The sequence below is a fragment of the Serratia sp. root2 genome (assembly GCF_031931805.1).
GTDB lineage: Bacteria > Pseudomonadota > Gammaproteobacteria > Enterobacterales > Enterobacteriaceae > Serratia > Serratia inhibens.
Genome location: NZ_JAUJXB010000001.1, coordinates 1,673,979 through 1,698,844 on the forward strand (window position 1 = coordinate 1,673,979; position 24,866 = coordinate 1,698,844).

At 56.5% G+C, this 24,866-nt stretch carries 23 protein-coding genes; 13 read left to right on the forward strand and 10 right to left on the reverse strand.

The annotated features are described in order from the left end of the window. Window positions 1-23 precede the first annotated feature (23 nt). The 5 genes from htpX to QZQ97_RS07535 all read right to left on the reverse strand — a co-directional run bounded on the left by htpX (window position 24) and on the right by QZQ97_RS07535 (window position 4,932). The gene (htpX, locus tag QZQ97_RS07515) at window positions 24-902 is read right to left on the reverse strand and encodes a protease HtpX (protein WP_006320327.1); all 879 of its coding nucleotides are present in this window, start codon (window positions 900-902) and stop codon (window positions 24-26) included. 197 nt (window positions 903-1,099) lie between these two features. Beyond that, the gene (locus QZQ97_RS07520; protein ID WP_311992935.1) at window positions 1,100-1,480 is read right to left on the reverse strand and encodes a DUF4260 domain-containing protein; all 381 of its coding nucleotides are present in this window, start codon (window positions 1,478-1,480) and stop codon (window positions 1,100-1,102) included. A gap of 95 nt (window positions 1,481-1,575) precedes the next feature. Next, complete coding sequence (prc, locus tag QZQ97_RS07525; RefSeq protein WP_311992936.1) at window positions 1,576-3,609, reverse strand: carboxy terminal-processing peptidase; 2,034 nt, start codon at window positions 3,607-3,609, stop codon at window positions 1,576-1,578. Window positions 3,610-3,628: 19 nt separating this feature from the next. Then, window positions 3,629-4,339, reverse strand: a complete 711-nt coding sequence (gene proQ / locus QZQ97_RS07530; protein ID WP_311992937.1) for an RNA chaperone ProQ — start codon at window positions 4,337-4,339, stop codon at window positions 3,629-3,631. 95 nt (window positions 4,340-4,434) lie between these two features. Beyond that, the gene (locus tag QZQ97_RS07535) at window positions 4,435-4,932 is read right to left on the reverse strand and encodes a GAF domain-containing protein (protein ID WP_311992938.1); all 498 of its coding nucleotides are present in this window, start codon (window positions 4,930-4,932) and stop codon (window positions 4,435-4,437) included. A gap of 619 nt (window positions 4,933-5,551) precedes the next feature. Between QZQ97_RS07535 and yebS the strand changes: the two genes are divergently transcribed. The 10 genes from yebS (at window position 5,552) to QZQ97_RS07585 (ending at window position 17,422) form a co-directional block, all read left to right on the forward strand. After that, a complete protein-coding gene (gene yebS / locus QZQ97_RS07540; RefSeq protein ID WP_311993890.1) occupies window positions 5,552-6,799 on the forward strand; it encodes a membrane integrity lipid transport subunit YebS in 1,248 nt (415 codons plus the stop codon). Continuing rightward, window positions 6,768-9,398, forward strand: coding sequence for a PqiB family protein (locus tag QZQ97_RS07545; protein ID WP_311992939.1), 2,631 nt, complete (start codon window positions 6,768-6,770; stop codon window positions 9,396-9,398). Before yebS ends, QZQ97_RS07545 begins: the two co-directional genes overlap by 32 nt. A gap of 101 nt (window positions 9,399-9,499) precedes the next feature. Continuing rightward, entirely contained in the window at window positions 9,500-10,936 is a 1,437-nt protein-coding gene (gene rsmF / locus QZQ97_RS07550; RefSeq protein WP_311992940.1) for a 16S rRNA (cytosine(1407)-C(5))-methyltransferase RsmF, read from the forward strand. Between the two features lie 273 nt (window positions 10,937-11,209). Then, window positions 11,210-11,749: a Csu type fimbrial protein gene (locus tag QZQ97_RS07555; protein WP_311992941.1), complete on the forward strand. Its 540-nt coding sequence runs from the start codon at window positions 11,210-11,212 to the stop codon at window positions 11,747-11,749. A 2-nt stretch (window positions 11,750-11,751) separates the two neighbouring features. Further along, window positions 11,752-12,255 (forward strand): Csu type fimbrial protein, encoded by a 504-nt coding sequence (locus tag QZQ97_RS07560; protein WP_311992942.1) that lies wholly within the window; start codon window positions 11,752-11,754, stop codon window positions 12,253-12,255. A gap of 5 nt (window positions 12,256-12,260) precedes the next feature. Further along, window positions 12,261-12,809 carry a Csu type fimbrial protein gene (locus tag QZQ97_RS07565; protein WP_311992943.1) on the forward strand — a complete coding sequence of 183 codons (549 nt, stop codon included), beginning with the start codon at window positions 12,261-12,263 and terminating at the stop codon, window positions 12,807-12,809. Between the two features lie 23 nt (window positions 12,810-12,832). Beyond that, window positions 12,833-13,597, forward strand: coding sequence for a fimbrial biogenesis chaperone (locus tag QZQ97_RS07570; RefSeq protein ID WP_311992945.1), 765 nt, complete (start codon window positions 12,833-12,835; stop codon window positions 13,595-13,597). Between the two features lie 151 nt (window positions 13,598-13,748). Further along, window positions 13,749-16,094 carry a fimbria/pilus outer membrane usher protein gene (locus tag QZQ97_RS07575; RefSeq protein WP_311993891.1) on the forward strand — a complete coding sequence of 782 codons (2,346 nt, stop codon included), beginning with the start codon at window positions 13,749-13,751 and terminating at the stop codon, window positions 16,092-16,094. Window positions 16,095-16,112: 18 nt separating this feature from the next. Beyond that, complete coding sequence (locus tag QZQ97_RS07580; protein ID WP_311992946.1) at window positions 16,113-17,045, forward strand: Csu type fimbrial protein; 933 nt, start codon at window positions 16,113-16,115, stop codon at window positions 17,043-17,045. A gap of 137 nt (window positions 17,046-17,182) precedes the next feature. Further along, window positions 17,183-17,422, forward strand: coding sequence for a YebV family protein (locus QZQ97_RS07585; RefSeq protein ID WP_004943489.1), 240 nt, complete (start codon window positions 17,183-17,185; stop codon window positions 17,420-17,422). A gap of 65 nt (window positions 17,423-17,487) precedes the next feature. Here the strand turns inward: QZQ97_RS07585 and QZQ97_RS07590 are convergent, their stop codons facing one another. Next, window positions 17,488-18,090, reverse strand: a complete 603-nt coding sequence (locus QZQ97_RS07590) for a C39 family peptidase (RefSeq protein ID WP_311992947.1) — start codon at window positions 18,088-18,090, stop codon at window positions 17,488-17,490. Between the two features lies 1 nt (window position 18,091). After that, window positions 18,092-18,484 (reverse strand): ASCH domain-containing protein, encoded by a 393-nt coding sequence (locus QZQ97_RS07595; protein WP_126482234.1) that lies wholly within the window; start codon window positions 18,482-18,484, stop codon window positions 18,092-18,094. A 329-nt stretch (window positions 18,485-18,813) separates the two neighbouring features. Here QZQ97_RS07595 and yniD point away from each other — a divergent pair, with 329 nt between their 5' ends. Then, a complete protein-coding gene (gene yniD, locus QZQ97_RS07600) occupies window positions 18,814-18,921 on the forward strand; it encodes a small membrane protein YniD (protein ID WP_311992948.1) in 108 nt (35 codons plus the stop codon). On the opposite strand, the gene QZQ97_RS07605 is transcribed toward yniD, so the two are convergent. Continuing rightward, window positions 18,918-19,115, reverse strand: a complete 198-nt coding sequence (locus QZQ97_RS07605) for a hypothetical protein (protein ID WP_311992949.1) — start codon at window positions 19,113-19,115, stop codon at window positions 18,918-18,920. The genes yniD and QZQ97_RS07605 overlap by 4 nt on opposite strands. 168 nt (window positions 19,116-19,283) lie before the next feature. Between QZQ97_RS07605 and QZQ97_RS07610 the strand changes: the two genes are divergently transcribed. After that, window positions 19,284-19,493 carry a hypothetical protein gene (locus QZQ97_RS07610; protein WP_004943477.1) on the forward strand — a complete coding sequence of 70 codons (210 nt, stop codon included), beginning with the start codon at window positions 19,284-19,286 and terminating at the stop codon, window positions 19,491-19,493. Between the two features lie 208 nt (window positions 19,494-19,701). Here QZQ97_RS07610 and QZQ97_RS07615 read toward each other — a convergent pair whose 3' ends face one another. After that, a complete protein-coding gene (locus QZQ97_RS07615) occupies window positions 19,702-21,045 on the reverse strand; it encodes a 2-hydroxycarboxylate transporter family protein (protein ID WP_311992950.1) in 1,344 nt (447 codons plus the stop codon). A gap of 491 nt (window positions 21,046-21,536) precedes the next feature. Here QZQ97_RS07615 and pckA point away from each other — a divergent pair, with 491 nt between their 5' ends. Continuing rightward, complete coding sequence (gene pckA / locus QZQ97_RS07620) at window positions 21,537-23,156, forward strand: phosphoenolpyruvate carboxykinase (ATP) (protein ID WP_311992951.1); 1,620 nt, start codon at window positions 21,537-21,539, stop codon at window positions 23,154-23,156. Between the two features lie 212 nt (window positions 23,157-23,368). Here the strand turns inward: pckA and QZQ97_RS07625 are convergent, their stop codons facing one another. After that, window positions 23,369-24,766: an amidohydrolase family protein gene (locus QZQ97_RS07625; protein ID WP_311992952.1), complete on the reverse strand. Its 1,398-nt coding sequence runs from the start codon at window positions 24,764-24,766 to the stop codon at window positions 23,369-23,371. Window positions 24,767-24,866 lie beyond the last annotated feature (100 nt).

The following is a 24,866-nucleotide window of genomic DNA, read 5'->3' on the forward strand; positions in this document are numbered from 1 at the left end:
CGGGGTTTTTAACATTCTCAACGTTACTTCAGGTACTGACCTGAGCGCAGTGCTTCGATACGCTTATCGAGCGGCGGATGCGACATGAACAGTTCGCTGAACGACTTGGATTTGCCGTTGATGCAAAACGCCATCATGCTGCCCGCTTCCTGCGGTTCGTAGCTGGTTTTCAGGCGTTGCAGCGCTGCAATCATCTTCTCGCGGCCCACCAGTTTGGCGGAGCCTGCATCGGCGTAGAACTCACGGTGGCGTGAGAACCACATGGTTATGATGCTGGCCAGAATGCCGAACACCAGTTCCAGCACCATCGACACGCCGAAATAAATCATCGGGTTGCCGTTGCTTTCGCCTTCACCGTCGCGGTTGCCGAGGAAGCCGGCGGCGACTTGCGCAATCAGGCGAGAAATAAAGATCACGAAGGTGTTCACGATGCCCTGAATCAGCGTCATGGTGACCATATCGCCGTTGGCGACGTGGCTGATTTCGTGCGCGATAACCGCTTCCGCTTCATCCCGGCTCATGCTTTGCAACAGGCCGGTACTGACGGCGACCAGCGAAGCATCACGGCGTGCGCCGGTGGCGAAAGCGTTAATGTCCGGTGCGTGGTAAATAGCGACCTGCGGCATGGCAATGCCTGCCTGCTGCGACTGACGGCGCACCGTTTCGAGCAACCAGTTTTCGGTTTCGTTACGCGGCTGTTCAATCACTTCCCCGCCTACGGAGCGCAGCGCCATCCATTTGGACATCAGCAGTGAGACAAACGCACCGCCGAAACCGAACAGACCGGCCATAATCATCAGGCCCTGAACGCTACTAGATTGGATTCCTGTCAGGCTGAGCACCAGCCCGAAAACCAACATCACCGCCAGGTTGGTGAGCAGGAACAGAGCTATACGCATCATAAAATGTTTACTTCCTCATAAATGTTAACAAAACGCTGCCTTGGATACCCTAGATCGTATGGGCATTCGTCACAGTTTCAAGAGTTGCACGCCATTAACCTACTAAAAATACGAAACTTTACAAAATCGGCATTCCAGCATGGCTTTTCAAATTGTAAACGATTGTTGCACAAGGCGGTGGTTTTTCTGACGGCAAGTCAGTGGCGTTTGTTATTCAAATGCCCGAGGTGGGTATAGGCAAAACCTTGGGTATATTTCAACCCATAGCCCAAGGTGCGGTCAAAGCCGATATGAGCACACCAAATCAGCGACGTCATCAGCCAGTACGGCTGTGGGGAGAAGACAAACGCGAAGGCGCACAGTGCCGGGCCGATATAGGAATGAGCAAGATTATAGCCGATAGTCCCCACCTTTTTGCCAAACGCATAACCCAGAAACGAAATGTCCGGTATCAGGAAGCAGGCGGCAAACAACCACCAGCCGTAGTGTTGGCTATGATATACCGCTACGGACAACAACAGCACCAGCAGCGACTCAAGCCGCAGAGTAACGCGCATCGGGGGAGTTAGCTCGCTCATCATTGCCTCACAGAATGTTTGACGCCTGAATGCGCCTTCAGCGGCGCTTAACAAAAAACGCACCCGAAGGTGCGTTTTTTATTTACTCGACTGCATTATTTAGCCGTTGGCTGCGCCTGTTCAAGGTGAGCCAGATCCAGCGCGATATGCACGCTTTCATCCAGGTATGGGTCCGGCTCCTGGTAATCCTTCGGCAAATCTTCCAGCGCCTTCAGCGGTTTTTTACCTGCGCGCTGCAGACGATCGTTAATGCGCTGCAAACGGGTAGCGTCATCATCGTGGTTCTCTTTCTCGCGCTGGGCAAGATTGAGTGAGACGATGTTGCGCTTGTCTTTCAGCGCCTTGTAATGGGCGATATCCTGCGCGATGTACTGGAACTCCGGATCCTTGGCTATACGCTGCTCGTGGTCTTTCAGCAGTTCAGGATCGAAAGGTGTCAGGTCGCCGGTTTTGCTGTAGGTAGCCGCGTTGATGCTGTCCCACGGCATGGCGTTGTCTTCAAACGCCTCGCCGGTTTCCGCTGGATCGACACCCGTAGGCATCAGGATATCCGGCGTTACGCCCTTACGCTGGGTGCTGCCGCCGTTAACGCGGTAGAACTTCTGGATGGTGTATTGCACCGAGCCCAGCGCCGGCCATTCCGGCCGCAGCATCTGATCGTAAATGCGGTTCAGCGAACGATACTGCTGCACGGTACCTTTACCGAAGGTCGGTTCACCGACAATCAGCGCACGGCCGTAGTCCTGCATCGCCGCAGCAAAGATCTCGGAAGCCGAGGCGCTGAAGCGGTCAACCAGCACCACCAGAGGGCCTTTGTAGTAAACGATGCCGTCAGCGTCGGCGTCTTCACGCACTTTGCCGTTGTTATCCCGCACCTGTACCACCGGGCCGCTCGGAATGAACAGACCGGAGAGCGAGACCGCTTCGGTCAGCGCGCCGCCGCCGTTGGTACGCAGATCGATAATCAGACTCTTGACGTTCTGCTTGGCCATTTTCTGCAGTTGCACTTTCACGTCATCGGTCAGGCCCACGTAGAAGCCAGGAATGTCCATCACCGCGACTTTCTCTTTGCCGACGGTCTTGATGGTCATTTTCACCGCACGGTCTTCCAGACGGATACGTTCGCGGGTCAGCGTAACGACGCGGGTTTTCGTGCCCTTGCCGGCCGGCAGGATTTCCAGGCGCACTTTGCTGCCCTTCGGCCCTTTGATCAGGGAAACCACGTCGTCCAAACGCCAGCCAATAACATCGACTACAGGTTTCCCCGTCTGGCCGACGCCGACAATGCGGTCACCCACGGTGATAGCCTTGCTCTTCGCCGCCGGGCCGCCCGGTACCATGGAGTTGATCAACGTGTAATCGTCATCCATCTGCAGTACCGCACCAATACCTTCCAATGACAGGCTCATCTCGGTGTTGAACTGTTCGGTGTTGCGCGGAGAAAGATAATTGGTGTGCGGGTCGATCTCGTGCGCAAAGGCATTCATCGCCAGTTGGAACACGTCTTCGCTGTTGCTTTGCGTCAGGCGCTTAATGGCGAACTGATAGCGCTTGGTCAGCGTCTCGCGGATTTCTTTGTCGGTCTTGCCGGTCAGCTTGAGGTTCAGCTCGTCATATTTGACTTTCGCATCCCAGAGACTGTCCAGTTCGGCCTTGTCTTTCGGCCACGGCGTTTTGCTGCGGTCGAGATCGATAGTGTCGTTGCCGGTAAAGTTCATCGGCTTTTCGAGCAACGACAACGCATAGGTATAACGCTCAAAACGGCGTTTCTGGGCCAGATTGTACAGCGCGTAAGGCGTATCCAGCTTACCGCTTTTCAGTTCTTCGCCCAGTTGATTGCGCTTGTCGGCGAACTGCGCCACGTCGGAGGCCAGCAACACGTTATGGTTGTAGTCCAGCATATTCAGGTAACGATCGAAGATCTTGCCTGAAAAATCCGCATCGAGGGCAAACTGACGGTAATGAGAGCGAGTGAAGCGCGAGGTTACGCGCTCACTCACAGTAGCATGCTGCGGCTCCTGATGAAGCTGAGGCAGTTGGTCGATGCGGATGTTGGCTGTATCCGCTCCGTAACTGACACCCGCCCACAACAGACCCGCGACTGCTGTTAATCTGACAAATTTGTTCATGCCTTGGTTGGCCTCCGTATCAGAACTGCAAGTGTTCTGCGCGCACAATCATCGCCAGACCGGAAGAGAGCTGCACACGTACGCCATCTTTAGCGATTTCAAGTACGGTTGCAGCCATCGCGCTCTGGCCTGCTCTGACTTTGATTTCTTGGCCAATTTGCAGTTTAGAGATATCCGTGACTGGCACATGACGCTGCTGGCCTTCCTCTTTTGCTGCACGAGGTTGACGAGCTTGCTGTGGACGAGTTTGTGGGCGCGGCTTGCGGTTCTCCGGTGCGGCTCCGCCTTCGCGACGTGCAGCAGGTTTTTTACCGGCTGGACGTGGACGGCGTGGCTCGGCATCGGCTGATTCACCGGCAGCTTCACGTTTTTTGGCATTTTGTTCGGCACGCTGTGCCTGAACGCGCGCTTTGGCTTCTTCAAGCTGTTGGCGGGCATGATCGACATGCTGCTGTTCCAGCTCACCGCACGGGTTACCGTCCAGATCGACGCGCTGCGCGCCAACTTTGACACCGTACAGATAACGCCAGCTTGAGGTGTACAGGCGCAGTGCAGAACGTAATTGCGTTTTGCTTAAGCTTTCTTCCCCCTGAACACGCTCTACCAGATCTTGAAAAATACCGATTTTCAACGGGCGAGCTTCGCCCTCGGCGCTAAAGCAGAGCGGAAAACGCTCGGCAAGAAAAGCAATGACTTCTTTACTAGAGTTCAACTTAGGTTGATTTTCCATGAAATTTCCTGATTACAACGGGTTGCCAACAAGCCACAGGCATGAACAGGCGTCATTATAATGACGTCATCGGTAAATGCCACGTTAACCGTAGATCAACTTGCCGCCACAGTGACGTATTTCGCACTATCACAGTGTTCCAGTTGCACGCAAAGCCCCGCCACCACTGCTTCCAGGCCCAATTGGTCCTGTTCGTCGAAACGTTGATAAACTGTGCTGTCGATATCAAGAACGCCGATGATCTGACCGCGAACCTGCAGCGGCAGTACGATTTCCGCATTACTGGCCGCGTCGCAGGCGATGTGGCCCGGGAACGCGTGGACATCGCCAACGCGCTGCACGCGATTTTCCGCCACCGCGGTTCCGCATACGCCCTTGCCCACCGGAATGCGCACGCAGGCGATTTTGCCCTGGAACGGGCCTAGCACCAGTTGGTTGCCGTCCATCAGGTAAAAGCCGGCCCAGTTGACGTCGTCAAGACGTTCATTAATCAACGCGCTGGCGTTGGAAAGTGCGGCAATGAAGTTGGTTTCCCCGTCGAGCAACGCACTTAAGTCGCGTTTTAATTCCGCGTAGAATTCTTCTTTTGTCATTTGTTAACCATGGTTATCTATTCCCGTGCCGAATAGAGTGAAACACAGGAACCAGTCATAATGTGCGCAAGCTACAATAGATTTGATTTTCTATTGTATATCATGCAGGTAGTTTCGCTGTCTTGCCATTTTCCTGTCGGCTTGCCCCCAGCATAATTGCTATTGCGCCGCATTGTCCAAAGCAATCATGAGACGTTTTGAAACAGGGAGTTAGCGTAAGGAGCGCACGATCAAACACCCTGGTTTTTATTCTTTTAATATCAATAAATTGAGGGTCAAGACGAACAACGACGCTCAGGAGCGGCACAAGGTTTCACCACCGGCAGCCCGCAAACGACTGCCGTGACTATCGACTGCCGTGACTATAATGAAGCCATGTCCAGAAAGGCCAACCTCGAAAACGCTGCGGTGATGGCCGGCCCGCATTGCTCTTCCTACAAAAAATGCGTATAGCCATCGGGTTCTTCATCTGTCGCTTCACAAACCCCTGCCGGGCAAGGTATGTTTGCCTCGCAGAAACCCTGTTTACCGCCCCGCGCTTTACCCGAAGCGGGTTACAGCAGGTTTATTTTTCAGCTACGCTACCCATCCGGCGGGCTTTAGAGCAGCTTTTGTCATGATGAAAATACACGCGATCACCGGCCCCCTTTCCAAAGCACGCCACCAGCGCTGTTGCGAATGCGACCTGCTGTTCGTGTTACCGCCGCTGAACGGCAATCAGGCCGCCTACTGCCCGCGCTGCAATGCTAAAGTGGTGCATGGCCGCGACTGGTCGATGACCCGCCTGACCGCCATGGCGGTCGCCATGCTGCTGCTGATGCCGTTCGCCTTCAGCGAGCCGCTGATCAGCATCCGCTTGCTTGGCACGCGCATTGACGCCAGCCTGCTGGAAGGCATCTGGCAGATGAGCCGCCAGGGCGACCCTCTCACCGCCAGCATGGTGGCGTTCTGTACCTTGGGTGCCCCGCTGACGTTAGCGCTGTCGCTGCTTTACCTGCGTTTCGGCCATGCCTTCGGCATGAATTTACGCCCGGTACTGCTGATGCTGGAGCGCTTGAAAGAATGGGTGATGCTCGATATTTACCTGATCGGCATGGCGGTAGCGGCGATAAAAGTCAAAGAGTATGCCGATATCCAGGCCGGAAGCGCGCTGATCGCCTACCTGTCGCTCACGCTGCTCAGCATCCTGACTCTGATCCACCTCAACCTGGAACAGCTGTGGGAGCGCTATTACCCGCAGGAACAACCGGAAGGCCCGCCGGCGGCGCTGCATGTTTGCCTGTCGTGCCATTTCACCGGTTATCCGGACGATCGGGGACGCTGTCCGCGCTGCCATATCCCCATGTGTCACCGCCAGCCTTATAGCCTGCAAAAAACCTGGGCGGCGCTGATTGCGGCGATGATCTTGCTGATCCCGGCCAACCTGCTGCCGATTTCCATCGTTTACGCCAACGGTGCACGGCTCGAAGACACCATTTTCTCCGGGGTAGTGTCGCTGGCGACCTCCGGCAACGCGCCGATCGCCGCTATCGTTTTTATTGCCAGCGTACTGGTGCCCTTTACCAAAGTCATCGTACTGATCACCCTGCTGTTCAGCATTCATTTCAAGACCTCGCACAGCCTGAAAACGCGTATTCGCCTGCTGCGGCTGGTCACCTGGATCGGCCGTTGGTCCATGCTCGATCTGTTCGTTATTGCGTTAATGATGTCGCTGGTGAATCGCGACCAGCTGTTATCTTTTACTATGGGGCCGGCAGCCTTTTACTTTGGTTCGGCGGTCATTTTAACTATTCTTGCCGTAGAGTGGCTGGATAGCCGATTGATTTGGGATGCACATGCAACAGGAAACGCCGAATACACCGACTGAAGCGCGGGTCAAAAACAAGCGCCGCATTTCGCCATTCTGGTTACTGCCGTTTATCGCCCTGCTGATCGCCGGATGGCTGGTCTACAGCAACTTTCAGGAGCGCGGCAGCACGGTTACCATCGATTTTCAGTCTGCGGCGGGCATCGTCGCGGGCCGCACCCCTGTGCGCTATCAAGGGGTAGAAGTCGGCACCGTGCAGTCCATCAGCCTGAGCAAGGATCTGCGCAGCATCGTGGTTGAAGCCAGCATCAAGAGCGATCTGGAAGATTCGCTGCGCGAAGGCACCCAATTCTGGCTGGTTACGCCGAAGGCTTCACTGGCCGGGATATCCGGCCTGGACGCGCTGGTAGGCGGTAACTACATCGGCATGATGCCGGGCAGCGGCAAAGAACAAACCCATTTTACCGCCCTCGACACCCAACCCAAATACCGGCTGAACACCGGTGAGTTGATGATTCACCTGCACGCCGACGATCTCGGCTCGCTCAACACCGGTTCGCTGGTGTATTACCGTAAAATTCCGGTCGGCAAGGTGTACGACTACACCATCGCGGAAGGCAATAAGGGCGTCACTGTCGACGTGCTGATCGACCGCCGTTTCGCCAATCTGGTAAAAGGTAACAGCCGTTTCTGGAATGTTTCAGGCTTTAAGGGCGATTTCAGCCTGGCGGGCGCTTCGGTACAGGTTGAGAGTCTGGCGGCGCTGGTCAACGGCGCGATAGCCTTCGATTCACCGCCCGACGGCCAACAGGCCAAGGCCGACCAAAGCTATGACCTGTATCCGGATCTGGCACACAGCCAACGCGGCGTGAACATTACGTTGGATCTGCCCAGCGGTAATAACCTGAACGAGAACCGCACGCCGCTGATTTACCAGGGGCTGCAGGTGGGCACCCTGACCAAGCTGACACTGCAGCAGGACAGCAAGGTCACCGGCGAACTGACCGTCGATCCCTCAGTGGTGGATTTGATGCGCAGCGGCACACGCATTGTGATGCGCAGTCCGCGCCTCAGCCTTAACGACGCCAAAATCAGCCAACTGCTGACCGGCAATACCCTGGAACTGGTGCCGGGCGACGGAGAACCGCAGCAGCATTTCAACGTACTCGACAGCAGCGAAACCCTGCTGCAACAGCCGGGCGTGCTGACCGTGACGCTCAACGCCCCGCAAAGCTACGGCATCGACGTAGGCCAGCCGCTGATTGTTCACGGGGTTAAAGTCGGCCAGGTAATGAGCCGCGCACTGACCGACAACGGCGTAGTCTTCACCGCCGCCGTCGAAGCCCAATACCGCCGCCTGCTGCATAAAGACAGCAAATTCGTGGTCAACAGCCGCGTCGACGTCAAGCTGGGGATCGACGGCATGGAAGTGCTGGGCGCCAGCGCGCAAGAGTGGCTGGACGGCGGCGTGCGCATCATCCCCGGCAGCAAGGGTGAGCCGGTCGGCCAGTATCCGCTGTATGCCAACGCCGAGAAGGCCGAAGCCGGCATTGTCGGTAACAGCCCAACGCCAACCCTCACGCTGAATGCCGTCAGCCTGCCGGACGTGCAAACAGGTTCGGTGGTGCTGTACCGTAAATTCCAGGTGGGTGAAATAGTTAATGTTCGCCCGAAAGCCAACGAGTTTGAGGTAGACGTCTATATCAGCCCGGAATACCGCAAACTGCTGACCAGCGAAAGCATCTTTTGGGCCGAGGGCGGCGCCAAGGTACAACTGAACGGCAGCGGCCTGACGGTGCAGGCTTCGCCGCTCAACCGGGCGCTGAAAGGCGCCATCAGTTTCGACAATCTGCAGGGCGTTACGCTGGATAAAGGCGCCAAACGCGTGCTGTATGCCAATGAAACCGCTGCCCGCGCGGTGGGCAGCCAGATAATCCTGAAGACCTACGACGCCAGCAAGCTGTCACCCGGTATGCCGCTGCGTTACCTCGGCATCGATATCGGCCAGGTAGATTCGCTGAAACTGGCGCCGGAGCGTAATGAAGTGCTGGCCAAGGCGGTGCTGTATCCGGAATACGTGCAAACCTTCGCGCGTCTGGGCAGCCGTTTCTCCGTAGTGTCGCCGGAAATTTCCGCTGCCGGAGTCAGTAATCTCGATACCCTGCTGCAGCCGTATATCAACGTCGAGCCGGGCCGCGGCCGCGAACTGCGCAGCTTCGAACTGCAGGAAGCCAGCATCACCGACTCACGCTATCTGGACGGCCTGAGCGTGATCCTCGATGCAGCGGAAACCGGCTCGTTGCAGGTCGGCACGCCGGTGCTGTTCCGTGGCATGGAAGTGGGCACCATCACCGGTTTCTATCTCGGCGCCATGTCCGATCGCGTCCACGTTGCGCTGCGCATCAGCAAGAAATATCAGCACCTGGTGCGCAACAACAGCGTGTTCTGGCTGGCCTCGGGCTACAACTTGCAGTTCGGCCTGACCGGCGGCGTGATCAAGAGCGGCACCTTCCAGCAGTTCATCCGCGGCGGCATTGCCTTCGCCACCCCGCCAACCATTCCGCTGGCGCCTAAGTCGACGCCGAACAAGCACTTCATGCTGAATGCGGAAGAACCGAAAGACTGGAAAGAATGGGGCACCGCGATCCCAAGGGATTAACCGTGTAACCCAATGCCGGCAGGGGGTATCCGCTCCCCCTGCCGGCCCATTTTATGCTAGAATCCCGCCCTTGTTTTGATTGCTGCCAGAGAGCTCACCCCGTGGCCAAACCTGCCTCCGTTATTTTGCCTCCCGCTTTTCTCGACGCGACGCGTGCCGTCATGCCCGCCGAACTGTCGATGGACGATTTTATAGCCGCTTGCCAGCGCCCGCTGCGCCGCAGCCTGCGGGTGAATACGCTGAAGATCAGCGTCGCCGACTTTCAGGCGCTGGTGCAAGGTTATGACTGGCGGCTGGAACCTATTCCCTGGTGTGCGGAAGGCTTTTGGATCGAGCGTGAAGATGAAGAGTTGCGACTCGGCAGCGCGGCAGAGCACCTGAGCGGCCTGTTTTACATTCAGGAAGCCAGTTCGATGCTGCCGGTCAGCGCCCTGTTCGCCGATCGGGAAAAACCGCGTCGGGTACTGGACGTTGCCGCAGCGCCGGGTTCCAAAACCACCCAGATTGCGGCACTGATGAACAACCAGGGCGGTATCGTGGCCAACGAATACTCCGCCAGCCGGGTCAAAGTCCTTCACGCCAACATCAGCCGCTGCGGCGTGAAAAACGTGGCGCTGACCCACTTTGACGGCCGGGTGTTCGGCGCGGCGCTGCCGGAAAGCTTCGACGCCATTTTGCTCGACGCCCCCTGTTCCGGCGAAGGCGTGGTGCGCAAAGATCCGGACGCCATGAGCAACTGGTCACCGGAAAGCGTTACCGCCATTGCCGCAACCCAGCGCGAACTGATCGATAGCGCTTTCCATGCGCTGGCCCCCGGCGGCGTTATGGTCTACTCCACCTGCACGCTCAACGCGCAGGAAAATCAGCAAATCGTCAACGGCCTGCTGGCAGCGTATGGCGATGCGGTGAGCATTGAACCGCTGGGCGAGCTGTTCCCCGGCGCGGCAAAGGCGCTGACCGCCGAAGGCTTCCTGCACGTCTTCCCGCAGATCTACGACAGCGAGGGTTTTTTCGTGGCGCGGCTGCGCAAGAACCATTCCGTTGCCCCGTTGCCAAAACCGAGCTACAAACTGGGCAAATTCCCGTTCACCCCGCTTTCCGGCAAAGATTCGGCCGTGGTTAGCCAAGCCGCTGCGGCTTCCGGTCTCGCCTGGGATGAAACCAGCCGGCTGTGGGCGCGCGATAAAGAGATCTGGCTGTTCCCTGCAGAACTGGAAACGCTGGTCAGCAAAATACGCTTCTCACGCATCGGGGTGAAACTGGCCGAGTGTTTCCCTAAAGGATACCGCTGGCAGCATGAAGCCGTCATTGCGCTGGCCGTCGCCGACGGCAAGCAGCGTTTCGAGTTGGACGCCGCGCTGGCGCAAGAGTGGTATCACGGCCGCGATCTGTATCCGGAAGCACCGCCGCAGAGTGATGAATGCATCGTGACCTACCAACAGCAGCCGCTGGGTATCGCCAAACGTATCGGCAGCCGGATTAAAAACAATCTGCCGCGCGAACTGGTCCGCGATGGTACATTGGATTTCCATCAATAGTTTATAAGTTGGCCGGGAAACTCCGGCCAATTAACACCGCTAATAATATTCCTAACGATAAGTATTACCCTTCTAATAATTCTACATTCATGCCTTCACGCTTCCCAGACGGCGAAATACCGATATCTTTCAAAATAAAGAAACTTTTTAGCCTCCTACCAAGACAATTCCGAATTCTTACTCTATTAATTAACCTATAAAGAAATTAATACGTTCGGCCCCCTTTCTCGGATGGGCTTTTGCGATTCTCTCTGGCACAGCAAGGAATAAAATATGAAAAAGACTCTGGTGGCATTGTCCTCGGTAGCAATCTTGCTGTGCGCAAACGGCGCAGCCAATGCAGCGGGTACCATTCAGGGCAACCTGGGGGTGACGTTGACCATCGGCGCAGGCTGCGTGGTGGGCGGCGGCAACAGCAGCGGCACCGCCAATGATTTTGGCTCCATCAGCTTTGGCACCTACTCCTCGCTTGCAAATATTATCGACGCCAGCGCAACCGGCTCCGGCGGCGCCGGCACGCTGTCGCTGACCTGCACCGACGGCACCGACTATACCGTCGCGTTGGACAACGGGCTGCACGTAACCACCGGCAGTCAGCGCCGCATGGCCAGCACCGCCGGCGCCTTTATCAATTACAACCTCTATCAGGATCAAGCCCGCGCTACCGCCTGGGGCAGCGGTGCCAACGCCCTGACCGGCACCGGTACCGGTGTGGCGACCCCTCTGATTGTCTACGGGCGCGTTCCGGCAGCAGGCAGCACGCCGGCGGCCGATACCTACAACGATACCGTGACGATGACGGTAACCTGGTAAGGGTGCGGCAGGCGGTTTTCGGTTGCGGATTACTGGCGTTAAATCTGGCGGTTTACGCCGATAGCAAAACCGCCAATATTGGCGTCAGCGCAACACTGCTGAATGCGTGCGAAGCCGGCAGCAGCTCGGGAGGCAACGTCAGTTTCGGCTCGTTGAACTTTGGCACGGTGTATTTTCTCACTACCGCCGTCAGCGTAGCCGGGCAACAAAATTCCGGCGCCATCCGCGTGAAATGCAACAACGGCACCAGCTACAACGTGCTGCTTGGCGGCGGGCAAAGCGGCAACACCGCCGCACGCTACCTGCAAAGCGCCGCCAGCCAACGGGTAAACTACAACCTGTACACCAACAGCGCCCACAGCGTCATTTGGGATAATCTGACCGGGGTCTCGCAAACCGCTAACGGCCAGGATAACTGGTTGCCGGTGTATGGCATGATCCCGGTGCAATCCACCCCGCCGGTCGGCAGCTACACCGATACCGTACAGGTGACCATCAATTGGTAACGGCAATGCGCATTTCAGCCTGCGGGCTGCTGCTCGCGATGACGGCGGCCCCGGTAATCGGTGACACCGGCGTCAACGACTTGCAAAAGAGTACGCCGTTCACCGTCAATGCGACGGTAGTAAAAGGCTGCGTCTTGGGCAGCGGCAATAGCGATGTCACCACCTTCGGCACTCTCAGTTTTGGTCAGATCTCTTCTTTGGCCAGCAATATCAATATTGTATCCAGCGCTGGGGCCGGCTCAGTGCTGTTCCGTTGCAACCCGGGTCTGAGCGTCACGCTGGCGCTCGGCGTCGGCAACAACGTCACCGGCTCCATCTCCGCAGGACGCAAACTGAAAAATACCCTGACCACGGAGACACTGCTTTATCAGCTCTACCAGGATAACAACTACTCCACGCTGTGGGGCGATGGCGGCAACGGCGGCAACGCGCAGGTGATCGCCGCCACCGGCAGTACCCAGGAAATCAAAGTTTATGCCCGTCTGTTTTCGGCCAGTACCCTGCCCAGCAGTGGCACATACAACGATACGGTCTTGCTGACGGTAACTTATTAAGTATTTTGAATAAGGATTTAGCTATGCGTATTCCCTTCTCCCTGCCGTTGACGGCAGCGCTGCTGCTTGTCGGCCAGCAACAGGCGCTGGCTGCAGCGTCGATTCTGATTTGGCCCATCGATCCGGTGATTGAAGATCAACAGCCCGCAACGGCGCTGTGGCTGGAAAACCGCGACACGAAACCGGTCTATATGCAGGTACGGGTACTTGGCTGGAGGCAAACCGACGGCAAAGACGATTACCGTAACCAGAGCGAGGTGATCGCCAGCCCGCCGGTCGCTTCGATAGCGCCGGGCAAGCGCCAACTGATCCGACTGATTAAGCAGACCCCGCCGCCCGCAGGCCAGGAACGCGCCTACCGCATTCTGATTGATGAAGTGCCGGTAAAAGAAAACGACAGCTCGTCCGCACCCGACGGTGCCCAAATGGGATTGAAATTCCAGATGCGTTATTCCGTACCGCTGTTTGTCAGCGGCCAGGGTATCTGGACCAAGCCGGATCCTGAAAAGCCGCGCGACTACGCCACCGCCAGCCAACCGCAACTCAGCTACCGACTATTGCAGCAAAGCAGCCAACGCTGGGTGGAAGTGCGCAATCAGGGCATTGTGCACGCGCGTATCTCCAAAGTAACGTTACAGGGAAAAACGCTCAATGCCGGGTTGATGGGCTACGTGCTGCCCGGTTCGCAAATGCGCTTTGCCGTGCCGCCTTCAGGCAGTTTCAGCAGCGGTACACTGCAGGCGACGGTCAATGACAATAAACAACCAATGACCTTCCCGTCTTACTGAGTTTCACGTGCGGTTAACAGGGAAGCCATCACCCAGCGGCAACGGATTCGCGCTGAAACCGTTAGCCTTCGCCGTAGTCTGTACAGTGGCCACGCCGTGGCTACCCTGCGCGTACGCCGATGATTTGCCGCCGCCTCCCAGCGCCATCAGCATGCCGGATACCACCCTCTATCTGGAGCCGGTGGTCAACGGTCGCCAGACCGGCAAAGTGGTGCCGGTGAACTACCGTGGCGGTCACTATTACCTCACGCCGCAGCAATTGATCGACGCCGGCCTGCCGGTGGAGGACAAACAGGCAAAAGAAATTGCGGTCGACCTGTTGAAGCAGGTGGATGTCACTTACAGCGGCGAAACTCAGCAATTGCTGATCAACATCCCCAACGACTGGCTGCCCAAACAGAAGTTCAACGCGCAGAATCCGCTGGATCGCCTGCCGGCGCAAAGCAGCCTCGGCCTGCTGTTCAATTACGACGTTTACGCCAGCCAAAGCAACACCAACGGCCAGCCGGGCTACCTTTCCGCCTGGAGCGAACAGCGGCTGTTTGACGGTTTTGGCGTGGTAGCCAACACCGGCATCTTCCGTGGCAGCTTTAACGGATCCGCCGGCGATAGCCAGGAGAGCCGTTATATTCGCTACGACAGTCAGTGGCGTTACACGGATGATGAGCGCCTGCTCAGCTATGCCGCCGGCGATCTCACCACAGGTTCACTGCCCTGGAGCAGTGCCGTGCGCATTGGCGGCGTTCAGCTGGCGCGTAACTTTAACGCTCGCCCGGATCTGATCACCTACCCTCTGCCGCAATTTTCCGGCCAGGCGGCGCTGCCCAGCAGTGTCGATCTGTATATCAACAGTTATAAAAACAGCACCACCAACGTCAATCCCGGCCCCTTTACCCTGGATACGGTGCCGTACATCAACGGTGCCGGCGAAGCCAGAGTGGTCACCACCGACGCTCTTGGCCGCCAGGTCAGCACCCTGGTACCCTTTTATGTTGCCAGCAACCTGTTGCAGGCCGGCATGAGCGACTTTAGCCTGTCCACCGGTGCCCTGCGCCGCAATTATGGTTTGAATTCAGCCGATTACGGCCAGTGGGTCGCAACCGGTAGTGGGCGTTACGGTGTCACGGATTGGTTGACGATGGAAGGCCGCACCGAAGCGGCGGCGGAACTGGCGGTGGCTGGTGCAGGCGCCGATATCCAACTCGGCCAGTGGGGCGTGTTTAACGCATCGTACAGTTACAGCCAGGCCGGCGACAACGCGTTTAACGAGTATCAACCTTCGCGCCAGATAAACTATTACGATCCGCTGACCGGCAAACCACTGCCGCAGCCCGATCCACAAAGCGTCTACCAATACACCAGCAACCGCGGCGATCAAAGCAGCTTCGGTTACACCTACAGCAACCGGTATTTCAGCCTCAATGCCCAACGCATCCTGCGCAGTGCAGGCTTTGGCGATATTTCGGTTTATAAAAGCGACTACCGCCTGAGCCGCCGTACCGATCAGCTCACAGGTAGCCTGGGGCTTGGCCGCTTTGGCAGCGTTGGCACCGGCTATTTCGACGTGCGTGACGCCATCGGCACGCGCACCCGGCTGGTCAACTTCTCTTACAGTCTGTCGTTATGGCGCAATATGAGCCTGTATGCCTCGGTAAACCGGGAGATCGGCAACAGCGGCTACAGTACCCAGTTACAGCTCTCCATTCCCTTCGACAGTTGGGGTACCGCCAGCGTCAGCGCCGCCCGCGACAACAACAACCGCTGGAGCGAACGCGTCAGCTACAGCCGCGCCGCGCCGACCGACGGCGGCCTGGGCTGGAACCTGGCCTACGCGGATGGACAAAACGGCAGCAGCTACCGCCAGGCCGACATGACCTGGCGCACTCACCTGCTCGAGACCCGCGCCGGAATGTACGGCAACAGCGACGATTATACCCGCTGGGGCGAAGTGAGCGGCTCGCTGGTCATGATGAAAGGCGATCTGTACGCCACCAACACCATCAACGATGCCTTCGCCCTGGTTTCTACTCAGGGTTACCCGGACATTCCGGTGCGCTATGAAAATCAGTTGATCGGCGTGACCAACGCCAAAGGCTATCTGCTGGTGCCGACCGTGACCTCGTATTACCACGCCAAATTCCAGATTGATCCGCTCAATCTGCCTGCGGACGTTGCCATTCCTACCGTCGAGAAAACCGTGGCGATCCGCGATCACAGCGGTTTCCTGGTCGATTTTCCGGTCCAGCAGATCGCCGCCGCCGACGTCAAACTGGTCGACGCACAAGGCAAGCCGCTGGCCAACGGCAGTGAAGTGGCGGTTATCGGCGGCAGTCAGCGCAGTTATGTGGGCTGGGACGGTATGGCCTATCTGGATCCGGTGCAGCAGCACAACCGGTTGAGCGTTATCCCCGCAGACGGCGGAGCACCTTGTCAGGCGCAGTTCAGCCTGACAAAAACGCAGGGCATTCAGAGCATCGGGCCGATCGTTTGCCAGTAACCCATTATGGAGAAAGATATGATTCGGGGATTCAAAGCGATATTACTGACGCTGATGCTGCTGGCAGGCCGGCAAGCGCTGGCTGACTGCGCCACCACCAATGGCAGCGTGACGCTGCCTGGCGGCAGTTCTTTCAGCGTCTACAACGGCCCGACCAGCGCCCAGGGCACCGCCGGGCTGAACTGCACCGGCCTCGGTCTGTCGTTGCTTTCGCAAAACACCGTAACGGTGAAAATCACCTCAACCACCCACAATATGGCGATAGCCAACACCGACGGTTCCGGCGATCAAATCCCCTACCTGATTTACCCCGATTCGAATTACCAATACGCGTATAGCGTCGGGCAAACCATCGATTATAGCTCATTGAACCTGCTGTCGCTGATCCTCATCTCCTCCAACGTCAATTTCCCGCTGTATGTCAGGACCACCGCCGGGGCTAACGTGCGCTCAGGTACCTATACCGATACCGTCAACCTGACCTGGAACTACCATATCTGCGGTCTGGGCGTGCTTGGCTTGTGTATCTGGTGGGATGGTGTCAACAAGCTAAGTACCGTGACCATTACCGCCGTGATCACCAAAGACTGTTTGCTTGGCACCGCGCAAAACGTCAATTTTGGCAGCATGGCGCTGGTGGGCCAGTTTAACCCGGTGAACCAAAGCATCACCCTCACCTGCACCAAAACCGAGGGTTACAACACCTATTTTACCAACGGCAATAACCCGGTTACCGGCTGGCGGCAGATGAAAAACGGCACCAGCAATTTTATGCAGTATCAAATTTACCTGCCCAATACCACCACCGTCTGGGACAGCACCCACAAGCAAAGCGGCGCCGGGACTGGGCTGGCGCAAAGCATTCCTTATCTGGCGGTGATTAACCCTGCACAAACAGAAAGGCCGGTCGGTACCTACCAGGACAATCTCAGCTTTGTCGTGGAATATTAGCCTCATGCGCTAGTCGCCGGCGTCGATTGTTGCCAGTTTGTATTTTTTATGTGGCATTTTTTGCTCATTTAGCTATGCTCAAAGAGATGGCCTTAACTGGTCATACCTCATACCAGCAGATCGAGCAAGGAGTTCCAATGGGCAAAACCGTAGTAAAAATAGGCAGTTTTGAGGTTGATGATGCGCATTTGTCCTCCTCGTCCGAGCAGGCCAGCACGCTGACCATTCCCTGCAAGTCGGATCCCGACTTGTGCATGCAATTAGACGGATGGGATGAACATACCAGCATCCCGGCGACGCTGGATGGCAAGCATTCGCTGCTGTTTAAGCAGCATTACGATCGGCAATCCGATGCCTGGGTGATGCGGCTGGCATGAACAACAATGAACTGAAAAACGCGCTGTGAGCCCCAGGGAACACGGCGCGTTTTTTTATGTGGTGGCTATGTGATGGCGATACCGCGACCGGCGAAGAAACGGCCAAAAACATTCAGCGGCAACGTCACCTGTTGGCGCGTGACTGGGCTGTCGCCGGATGGATTGTGAAAGGTCACGCCATCAGCCTCAACGGCAGTAACCAGCACCAGATGGCCGCCCCGCTGCGGCGGCGTCTGATCGGGCTGACGAATGCTCGGGTGTACCGAAGCCATGAAATAACGCCGCTGCGCCAGCAATTGCGGCAACGCCTCCGCGTCGAGACCGACCCGCACCTCAGCGTCCAACGCAAACTCCTCACGCACATAATCGACAAAAGGCGCGTAGATCAGCCCTTTGATGTTTTCACCTTCACGGACATAGGCGCCGTACGGCAAGCTGTGGCGCGCCAGTTCCAACACCGGCGGCGCATCGCCGTTACGGTGGCTCAGTACCATTTTCAGGCAGGCCATACCGCAAACGTGATTGGCCCATTCGATATATTCCGCCCGATCGCGCGCCCCGCTGCGCGCCCAGTTGGCGTCATCTGCCAACGTCGCACGCCCGGCAATCAGATCGGCCGCCAGTTCAGGCGTCGCCCATTGGCAAACGTAAGGGACCGCAGTCGTCAAATCAGAAAGTCTCAATCACTTTGAAATTCATCAGCACCAGCGTCATATCCGGTGAAAACAGTTCGTACTCTTCAAAGAAACTCTGCAGCTCTTTACGCCAGTACGCCAGTGAACGATCGCCTTCCCCTTCGGCATAGGCATGCGCTTCATCAACCTGATCGTAGGTTTTCATCTCCACCGAGGTCAGCTCTACCGCACAGACCGGAACATTTTTACCGTCAACGACCACAAACACGTCGCCGGCCAGCGGAATGCCTTCCCCGTCGAGGTTCGAGCAGGTGGCGGTCTTGGTGCCGTTGAGGATCAGCTTGACCACATCATCAGCCTGCTGCTCGGTGTTGCCGAACGCCCAACGCTCGGTGTTCTCATATTTCTTCGGAATTGCGTCTGCCATTGCCTTACCTTATTAAATGAATCATTGTGCAAACAGAATAGTACAACGTATTCCCCGCCGCCTGCACCTGCCGAATTCGCCGCGCCGCGGCGCAAACCCACACTATTTACAGGTTTTTTACGGTAAATCTCTGTGCCTGCACCAGGACAACAGGCATACTGTGATCGATATTCACACCATGGCTAAGGCCAGGCGGTAAAATGAAAAATGACGACAAAGATCCCGATGACACCTTCAGTGACTTATTAAAAGTCATTGCGCTGGTCGTGATTGCTCTCTTTGTTATCGGCGGCTGGTACTTCAGCTGATCAATAGAACAGGAGATCACCTTGGCAACCAAACGCATGCGCACCAAGCACTGGAAGATGTTTTTGATTCTGTTGCTGATCTGTCTCGCCCTATTGTTATTGCGTTGGGCGGCAATAATCTTCGGTTAACGCCGGCCCGGCCGAACCCCGGTGCCGGTTTCAGTTATCCGTTCGCCCGGCGTTTTAGCCACCGGCTCCAGCAACTCCCGCAAATAGGTTATTCGCGCTTCCCCCTGTGGCAACCACAGACGGCATAACCGATTTTGCACTTCTGCCCGCCGGCTCAGGCGATAATATTCCGCCAGTTGATCGACCAGTTTCATCACGCACTCTCCAGATATTCGACAGGATCAGTATTGGGCGAAAAAACCAGAAGAAACACTGATGCCTTATTTTTTATGCTTCCGGTTTTAGCGTTGTGCGACCGGTGCAGTGGCGAACCCCGGGACCAACTGCTACATTGACCAAAAATCACCCAGCCGAGGTAAACGATGATGTTCTCGGAGCAGGAGATAAAACCCGTGTGGGATGAGGTCGCCCGTTTGATTGGTGACAGCGTGATGCAACTGCGCCATCGCGGCGAGGTTTTATCGGTAGAAACACTGGCGAAGCACCTGGCGCGGCAGTTGGCGGAAAGCAACGATATCGAACGCCGGATCCTGATCGGTGCGGCGATCAACATGCTGAAAGATGGAAAGTGAATCGCCAACCGGAATGGTTGGCGATTCGGCAGAAGCCCGAGGTATGCAAGCCCGGCCTTCTGCGCGCTACTATGTCAGCCTGACCCGATGAAATTAATAGGAATTATCGCGTTTTTACCAAAAATCACTATTTTTGTTGCTCTGGTCTATCAACGGCAAAATAAAAAACCGGAGGAATACCCCCGGTTTTCCATCATAAATTTTGGGCTCAGATTAACCACCCCAGCAATAATGTCGCGCCAATCACGGTAGAGGCGCCGCCAATGCGCGTGGCAATCTGCGCGAACGGCATCAGCCCCATACGGTTGGACGCAGAGAGGATCGCTACGTCACCGGTGCCGCCCAGACCGCTGTGGCAGCAGGTGACGATCGCCGCTTCAATCGGGTACATTTTCAGGTAAGGCGCAATCAGGAAGCTCACTACGCCCATCGACAACACCACCGAACCGCAGACCACCACATACCCCACCGAGAACACCGCCACCACGCTTTCCAGCGGCACATACAGCATGCCCAGGCCAATCATCAACGGCCACACCAGGGCGGTAGAAACGAACTTGTAAAAACTGTGCGCACCGGTTTCCATCGAAACCGGGATCACCCGGCAATATTTGCACAGCACGGCAAACAGAATCATCAGCACCGGGCCGGGAATATGCACAATGTGTTCAAACAGGCCGCCGACGATAAAGAAGGCGCAGATCACCAGCAGCCCACCGCCCATCAGTTGGAAATCGACATTGCCGTTGGTTTCCTTGATGGCGAACACTGCGTTTTCCTGCGCCGAACGGATCAGCATGCCATCCCCGCTCAGCGCCTTGCGCTGCAAGCCGATACGCGCCAACACTCCAGCCGCGACGATAGCGAAGATATTGCCCAGCACCGCCGCCGGCGCCAGTTGCGCCACGTAGACGTCCGGTGTCGAGCCTAAAATGGCGGAATACGCCAGTGACAGCGGCAAAATGCCCTCGCCGATACCGCCACCGATGATCGGCACGATGATAAAGAAGAAGGTGTGATAGAAGGTAAAGCCAAACAACTTGCCCACCAGCAACCCGGTGGCCACCGCCGTTATCGTCCCGACCACCAAAGGCACGAACATGCGGATCATGCCCTGGATCAGAATCACCCGATTCATGCCGAGTATGCTGCCCACCACCAGACTGGCGATAACGAAGTACAACAGGTTGGCTTCTTTCATCAACAGATGGACGGTGCCCATCACGTTGGGCTGGAAGACATTGAAGTAAACCAGAACCGAAGGCACCATCAGGCACAAAATGGCCGGGCCGCCAATATCCCGCAACACGGGAATGCTTTTACCTAAATGCGCCAGCGCGAAACCCAGCGTCATAATCACCGCCAGGCCGCCGATCATATTCTTTGGCAAGAAGTTGGCGTAAGCCGACAGGGTAACAATGGCGCAAATAGTGATAAACAACGCGACCGGAACCGCGCCGATATCCATTTGTCGAATTTGGTTAATTAATCCTGATGAATCAGGTAGCGGCGTATCTTTCTCACAGGCAATTTCTGCATTTATCTGTTTCATTATTCACCCTGCTGACAAGTGTTCGTTGCGGAACGGTTCGCCTAACCACATGCGAAGAACGTTATTAAACAAAAACAACTGCTTATAATAAATTTTATTGCGTGCTTTCGTTTTTTAATAATGGAAAAAACAGTGGACAGCCCAGACAATATGATAAAAAATAAAAATACAAAACTAAATTGCGTTGCGTTAATTCAATATTGTGAGCCCCAGCCAATGTTGGTTTTAATTAATTATCGTCAGCATTTTGTAATTAAATTAATCAGGTGAAAATTCACTGCTATGCTATAGATGGAAGTAAAAATCCGTGCGTTTATTAATGAGAACCGGAGCAGTAATTAGCTGAATCCGGTCAGCTGTACCCGGGCCTCTTCTCTGCACGCGGCACCGTGCGAGAGTGAGGCACATAATATATGCCGTATGGCTTTCATCTTTACCAATGCCCCAACGGCTTGAAAGGCTACGGACATAGAACCGATAAGGAAGTAGATATGTCTTCAATCGCTGTTACCCCACAAACGCTGGCCCGCTACGGTATCCATCAGGCTACCGAGATCGTCTATAACCCAAGTTACGAACAACTGTTTAACGAGGAAACCCGTGCCGATCTGCCGGCGCTGGAGCGCGGTACGCTGACCCGGCTGGGTGCCGTTAACGTCGATACCGGCGAATTCACCGGTCGTTCCCCGAAAGACAAATACATCGTCCGCGACGACACCACGCGCGATACCGTCTGGTGGTCCGATAACGGCACCGGCAAAAACGACAACCAACCGCTGTCGCCGGAAGTCTGGCAGCACCTGAAAACCCTGGTGGGCAACCAGCTCTCCGGCAAACGCCTGTTTGTGGTGGATGCATTCTGCGGCGCCAATGCCGATACCCGCCTGAAGGTGCGTTTCATCACCGAGGTGGCCTGGCAGGCGCACTTTGTCAAAAACATGTTTATCCGCCCGACCGACGCCGAACTTGCCGGTTTCGAACCGGACTTCGTGGTCATGAACGGCGCCAAATGCACCAACCCGGACTGGCAACAACAGGGCTTGCATTCAGAGAACTTCGTCGCCTTCAACCTGACCGAACGCATTCAGTTGATCGGCGGCACCTGGTACGGCGGCGAAATGAAAAAGGGTCTGTTCTCCATCATGAACTACCTGCTGCCGCTGCAAGGCATAGCTTCCATGCACTGCTCGGCCAACGTCGGCGAACAGGGCGACGTTGCGATATTCTTTGGCCTGTCCGGCACCGGCAAAACCACCCTCTCCACCGATCCCAAGCGCCAGTTGATCGGAGACGACGAACACGGCTGGGACGACGACGGCGTGTTCAACTTTGAAGGCGGCTGTTATGCGAAGACCATCAAGCTCTCGCAGCACGCCGAGCCGGAAATTTATCAGGCGATCCGCCGCGATGCGCTGCTGGAAAACGTGCAGGTGCTGGCAGACGGCAGCATTGACTTCGATGACGCCGGCAAAACCGAAAATACCCGCGTGTCCTACCCGATCGACCACATCGAAAACATCGTCAAACCGGTGTCCAAGGCCGGCCATGCCAAGAAGATCATCTTCCTGACGGCGGATGCCTTCGGGGTGTTACCGCCAGTTTCTCGCCTGACGCCGGAACAAACCCAGTACCACTTCCTGTCCGGCTTTACCGCCAAGCTGGCCGGTACCGAACGCGGTATCACCACGCCAACCCCGACATTCTCCGCCTGTTTCGGCGCCGCGTTCCTGACGCTGCACCCGACGCAATACGCCGAAGTGCTGGTGAAACGCATGGAAGCGGCCGGTGCCCAGGCCTATCTGGTGAATACCGGCTGGAACGGCAGCGGCAAGCGCATCTCCATCAAGGACACGCGCGGTATTATCGACTCGATTTTGAACGGTGAGATTGAGCACGCCGAGACCTTCACCCTGCCAATCTTTGGCCTGGCGGTCCCGACGGCGCTACCGGGTGTTGATCCTTCAATCCTCGACCCGCGCAAAACCTACGCCGATGAATCGCTATGGCAGGAAAAAGCACAGGATTTGGCACAACGCTTTATCGATAACTTCGCCAAATACACCGTGAATCCGGCCGGCGAGAAGCTGGTGAGCGCCGGACCCAAGCTGTAAACACTCCCTGTTTTATCCGGGCGCCTGAAGGCGCCCTTTTTATTTCCATGCTCCGTCCAGAATGGGTGAAACGACCGGTAGTCAGGCTGTATCACAGGCAGGATGCCAGTCCCATCGGCAGCACATATTTGCAAGCCGTAGAAAAACGCTGCTCCTCTGTCACCGAACAGGGCGATGGCCGACAGATAATAGACTGTGCTCCTCTCTCCCCTTTACCGGGCCGACTCAAGCGGCAGAAACGTCTCGGCAAAAATGTCAGGCTGGTAGCCTGCGGCGGCAAAAAGATGCCGGCGGGACTCGTCGATCGCCGCACGGAGCAGTGCGCTGTCCACTCCCAGCACCTTGCCGTCGCGCTTGACGACGCGCCCGCCAATCATGACAGTATCAATATTGCTGCGTTCGGCCGCATGCACCACCGTGCCGAATGCGTTGCCTGACGGGTAAAGGTTAATGTCCTCGGTACGGATAAGGATCAGGTCGGCCTGTTTTCCCGGTGCCAGGCTGCCGATTTTGTCCTGCAACCCTGCACAGGCGGCGCCGTCAACAGTGGCGGCTTTCAGCAGGTTCTGGGCCTGCTGGGTCACCGGAGGATGCTCTGATCCGCAGCACTGCCGCTGATGCATGCCCATCACGCGCTGCAGGTAAAATGCCACCCGCATCTCCATAAACATGTCGCCGCTGTAGGACGTCTCGTTATCCACGCTCAGCCCCGGGCTAATACCGTGACGCAGGGCTGACTGCAAGGCGAACATTCCATCCTCGATACCGTAGTGTGCATCTGAGCGCGGACATACGTTGACCCGCACACCGGCCTCGCGCAGAATTTGCCATCCGGCGTCCGGCAGTGCGGTGCAGTGGTTAAAGATGTTATCCGTGCCCAGCAGCCCTTTCCGGTGCAGCCCTTCCAGCTCCGCCGCCATTTCTCCCCCGAAAAACTCGGTGATAATCGGCAGGCCCAACCGCCGGGCTTCCGCCCACAGTTCAGGTTCCAACTGTGCCATCACGGCCAGCGAAACCAGGCTGTTGTCCTCTTTATTGAAATACTTTTCCTGCAGACGCTCCAGATTGCCGGGCCAGTGGGCCTTGTCCCACGCCCCGGACACGGGTGCGCCGGAGGCGTGTACCGACCGGATACCGGCGTCAAGCAACGCCTCGACGGCAGCATCGGAGTGTGCGCCGGTGCGGCTGTTGTGCGAGTTATCGATAACGGTGGTGATGCCGGCGTCGATGCAGCCCAGTGCGGTAAGCAGGTTGCCGATATACATGTCAGCCGGGCGATAGTATTTGGCAAAAGAGTAGTGCGTTGCGTTGCAGTAGTCTTCAAGCGTTGCGGCATTCGGGTTAAGCCGGCGCAACTGCCCCTCCCATGAGTGGCGATGCGTATCGACCATGCCCGGCATGGCAATCATGCCTGACGCGTCGATAACGACGGCGTCGCCGGCATCAATGCTTTTACTTATGTCCGTGATGGTGCTGCCTTCGATAAGAATATCGCCACTGACCAAATTGCCTATATCACCGTCCATGCTGAGAACAGTGGCGCCCCGGATAAGTGTCCGGGGGGCCGGCGAGTCAGCGGCCTGCACTATATTCCGCGTATAATCAGTCATCTTCAGTTCACCTTTTTTGAATGTTGTGAAGCAAAGGTAAGGAAAGTGATACTTCCGAAAAAGAGGGTTAAACTGTTTTCATTATTCAGCAATCACGAAC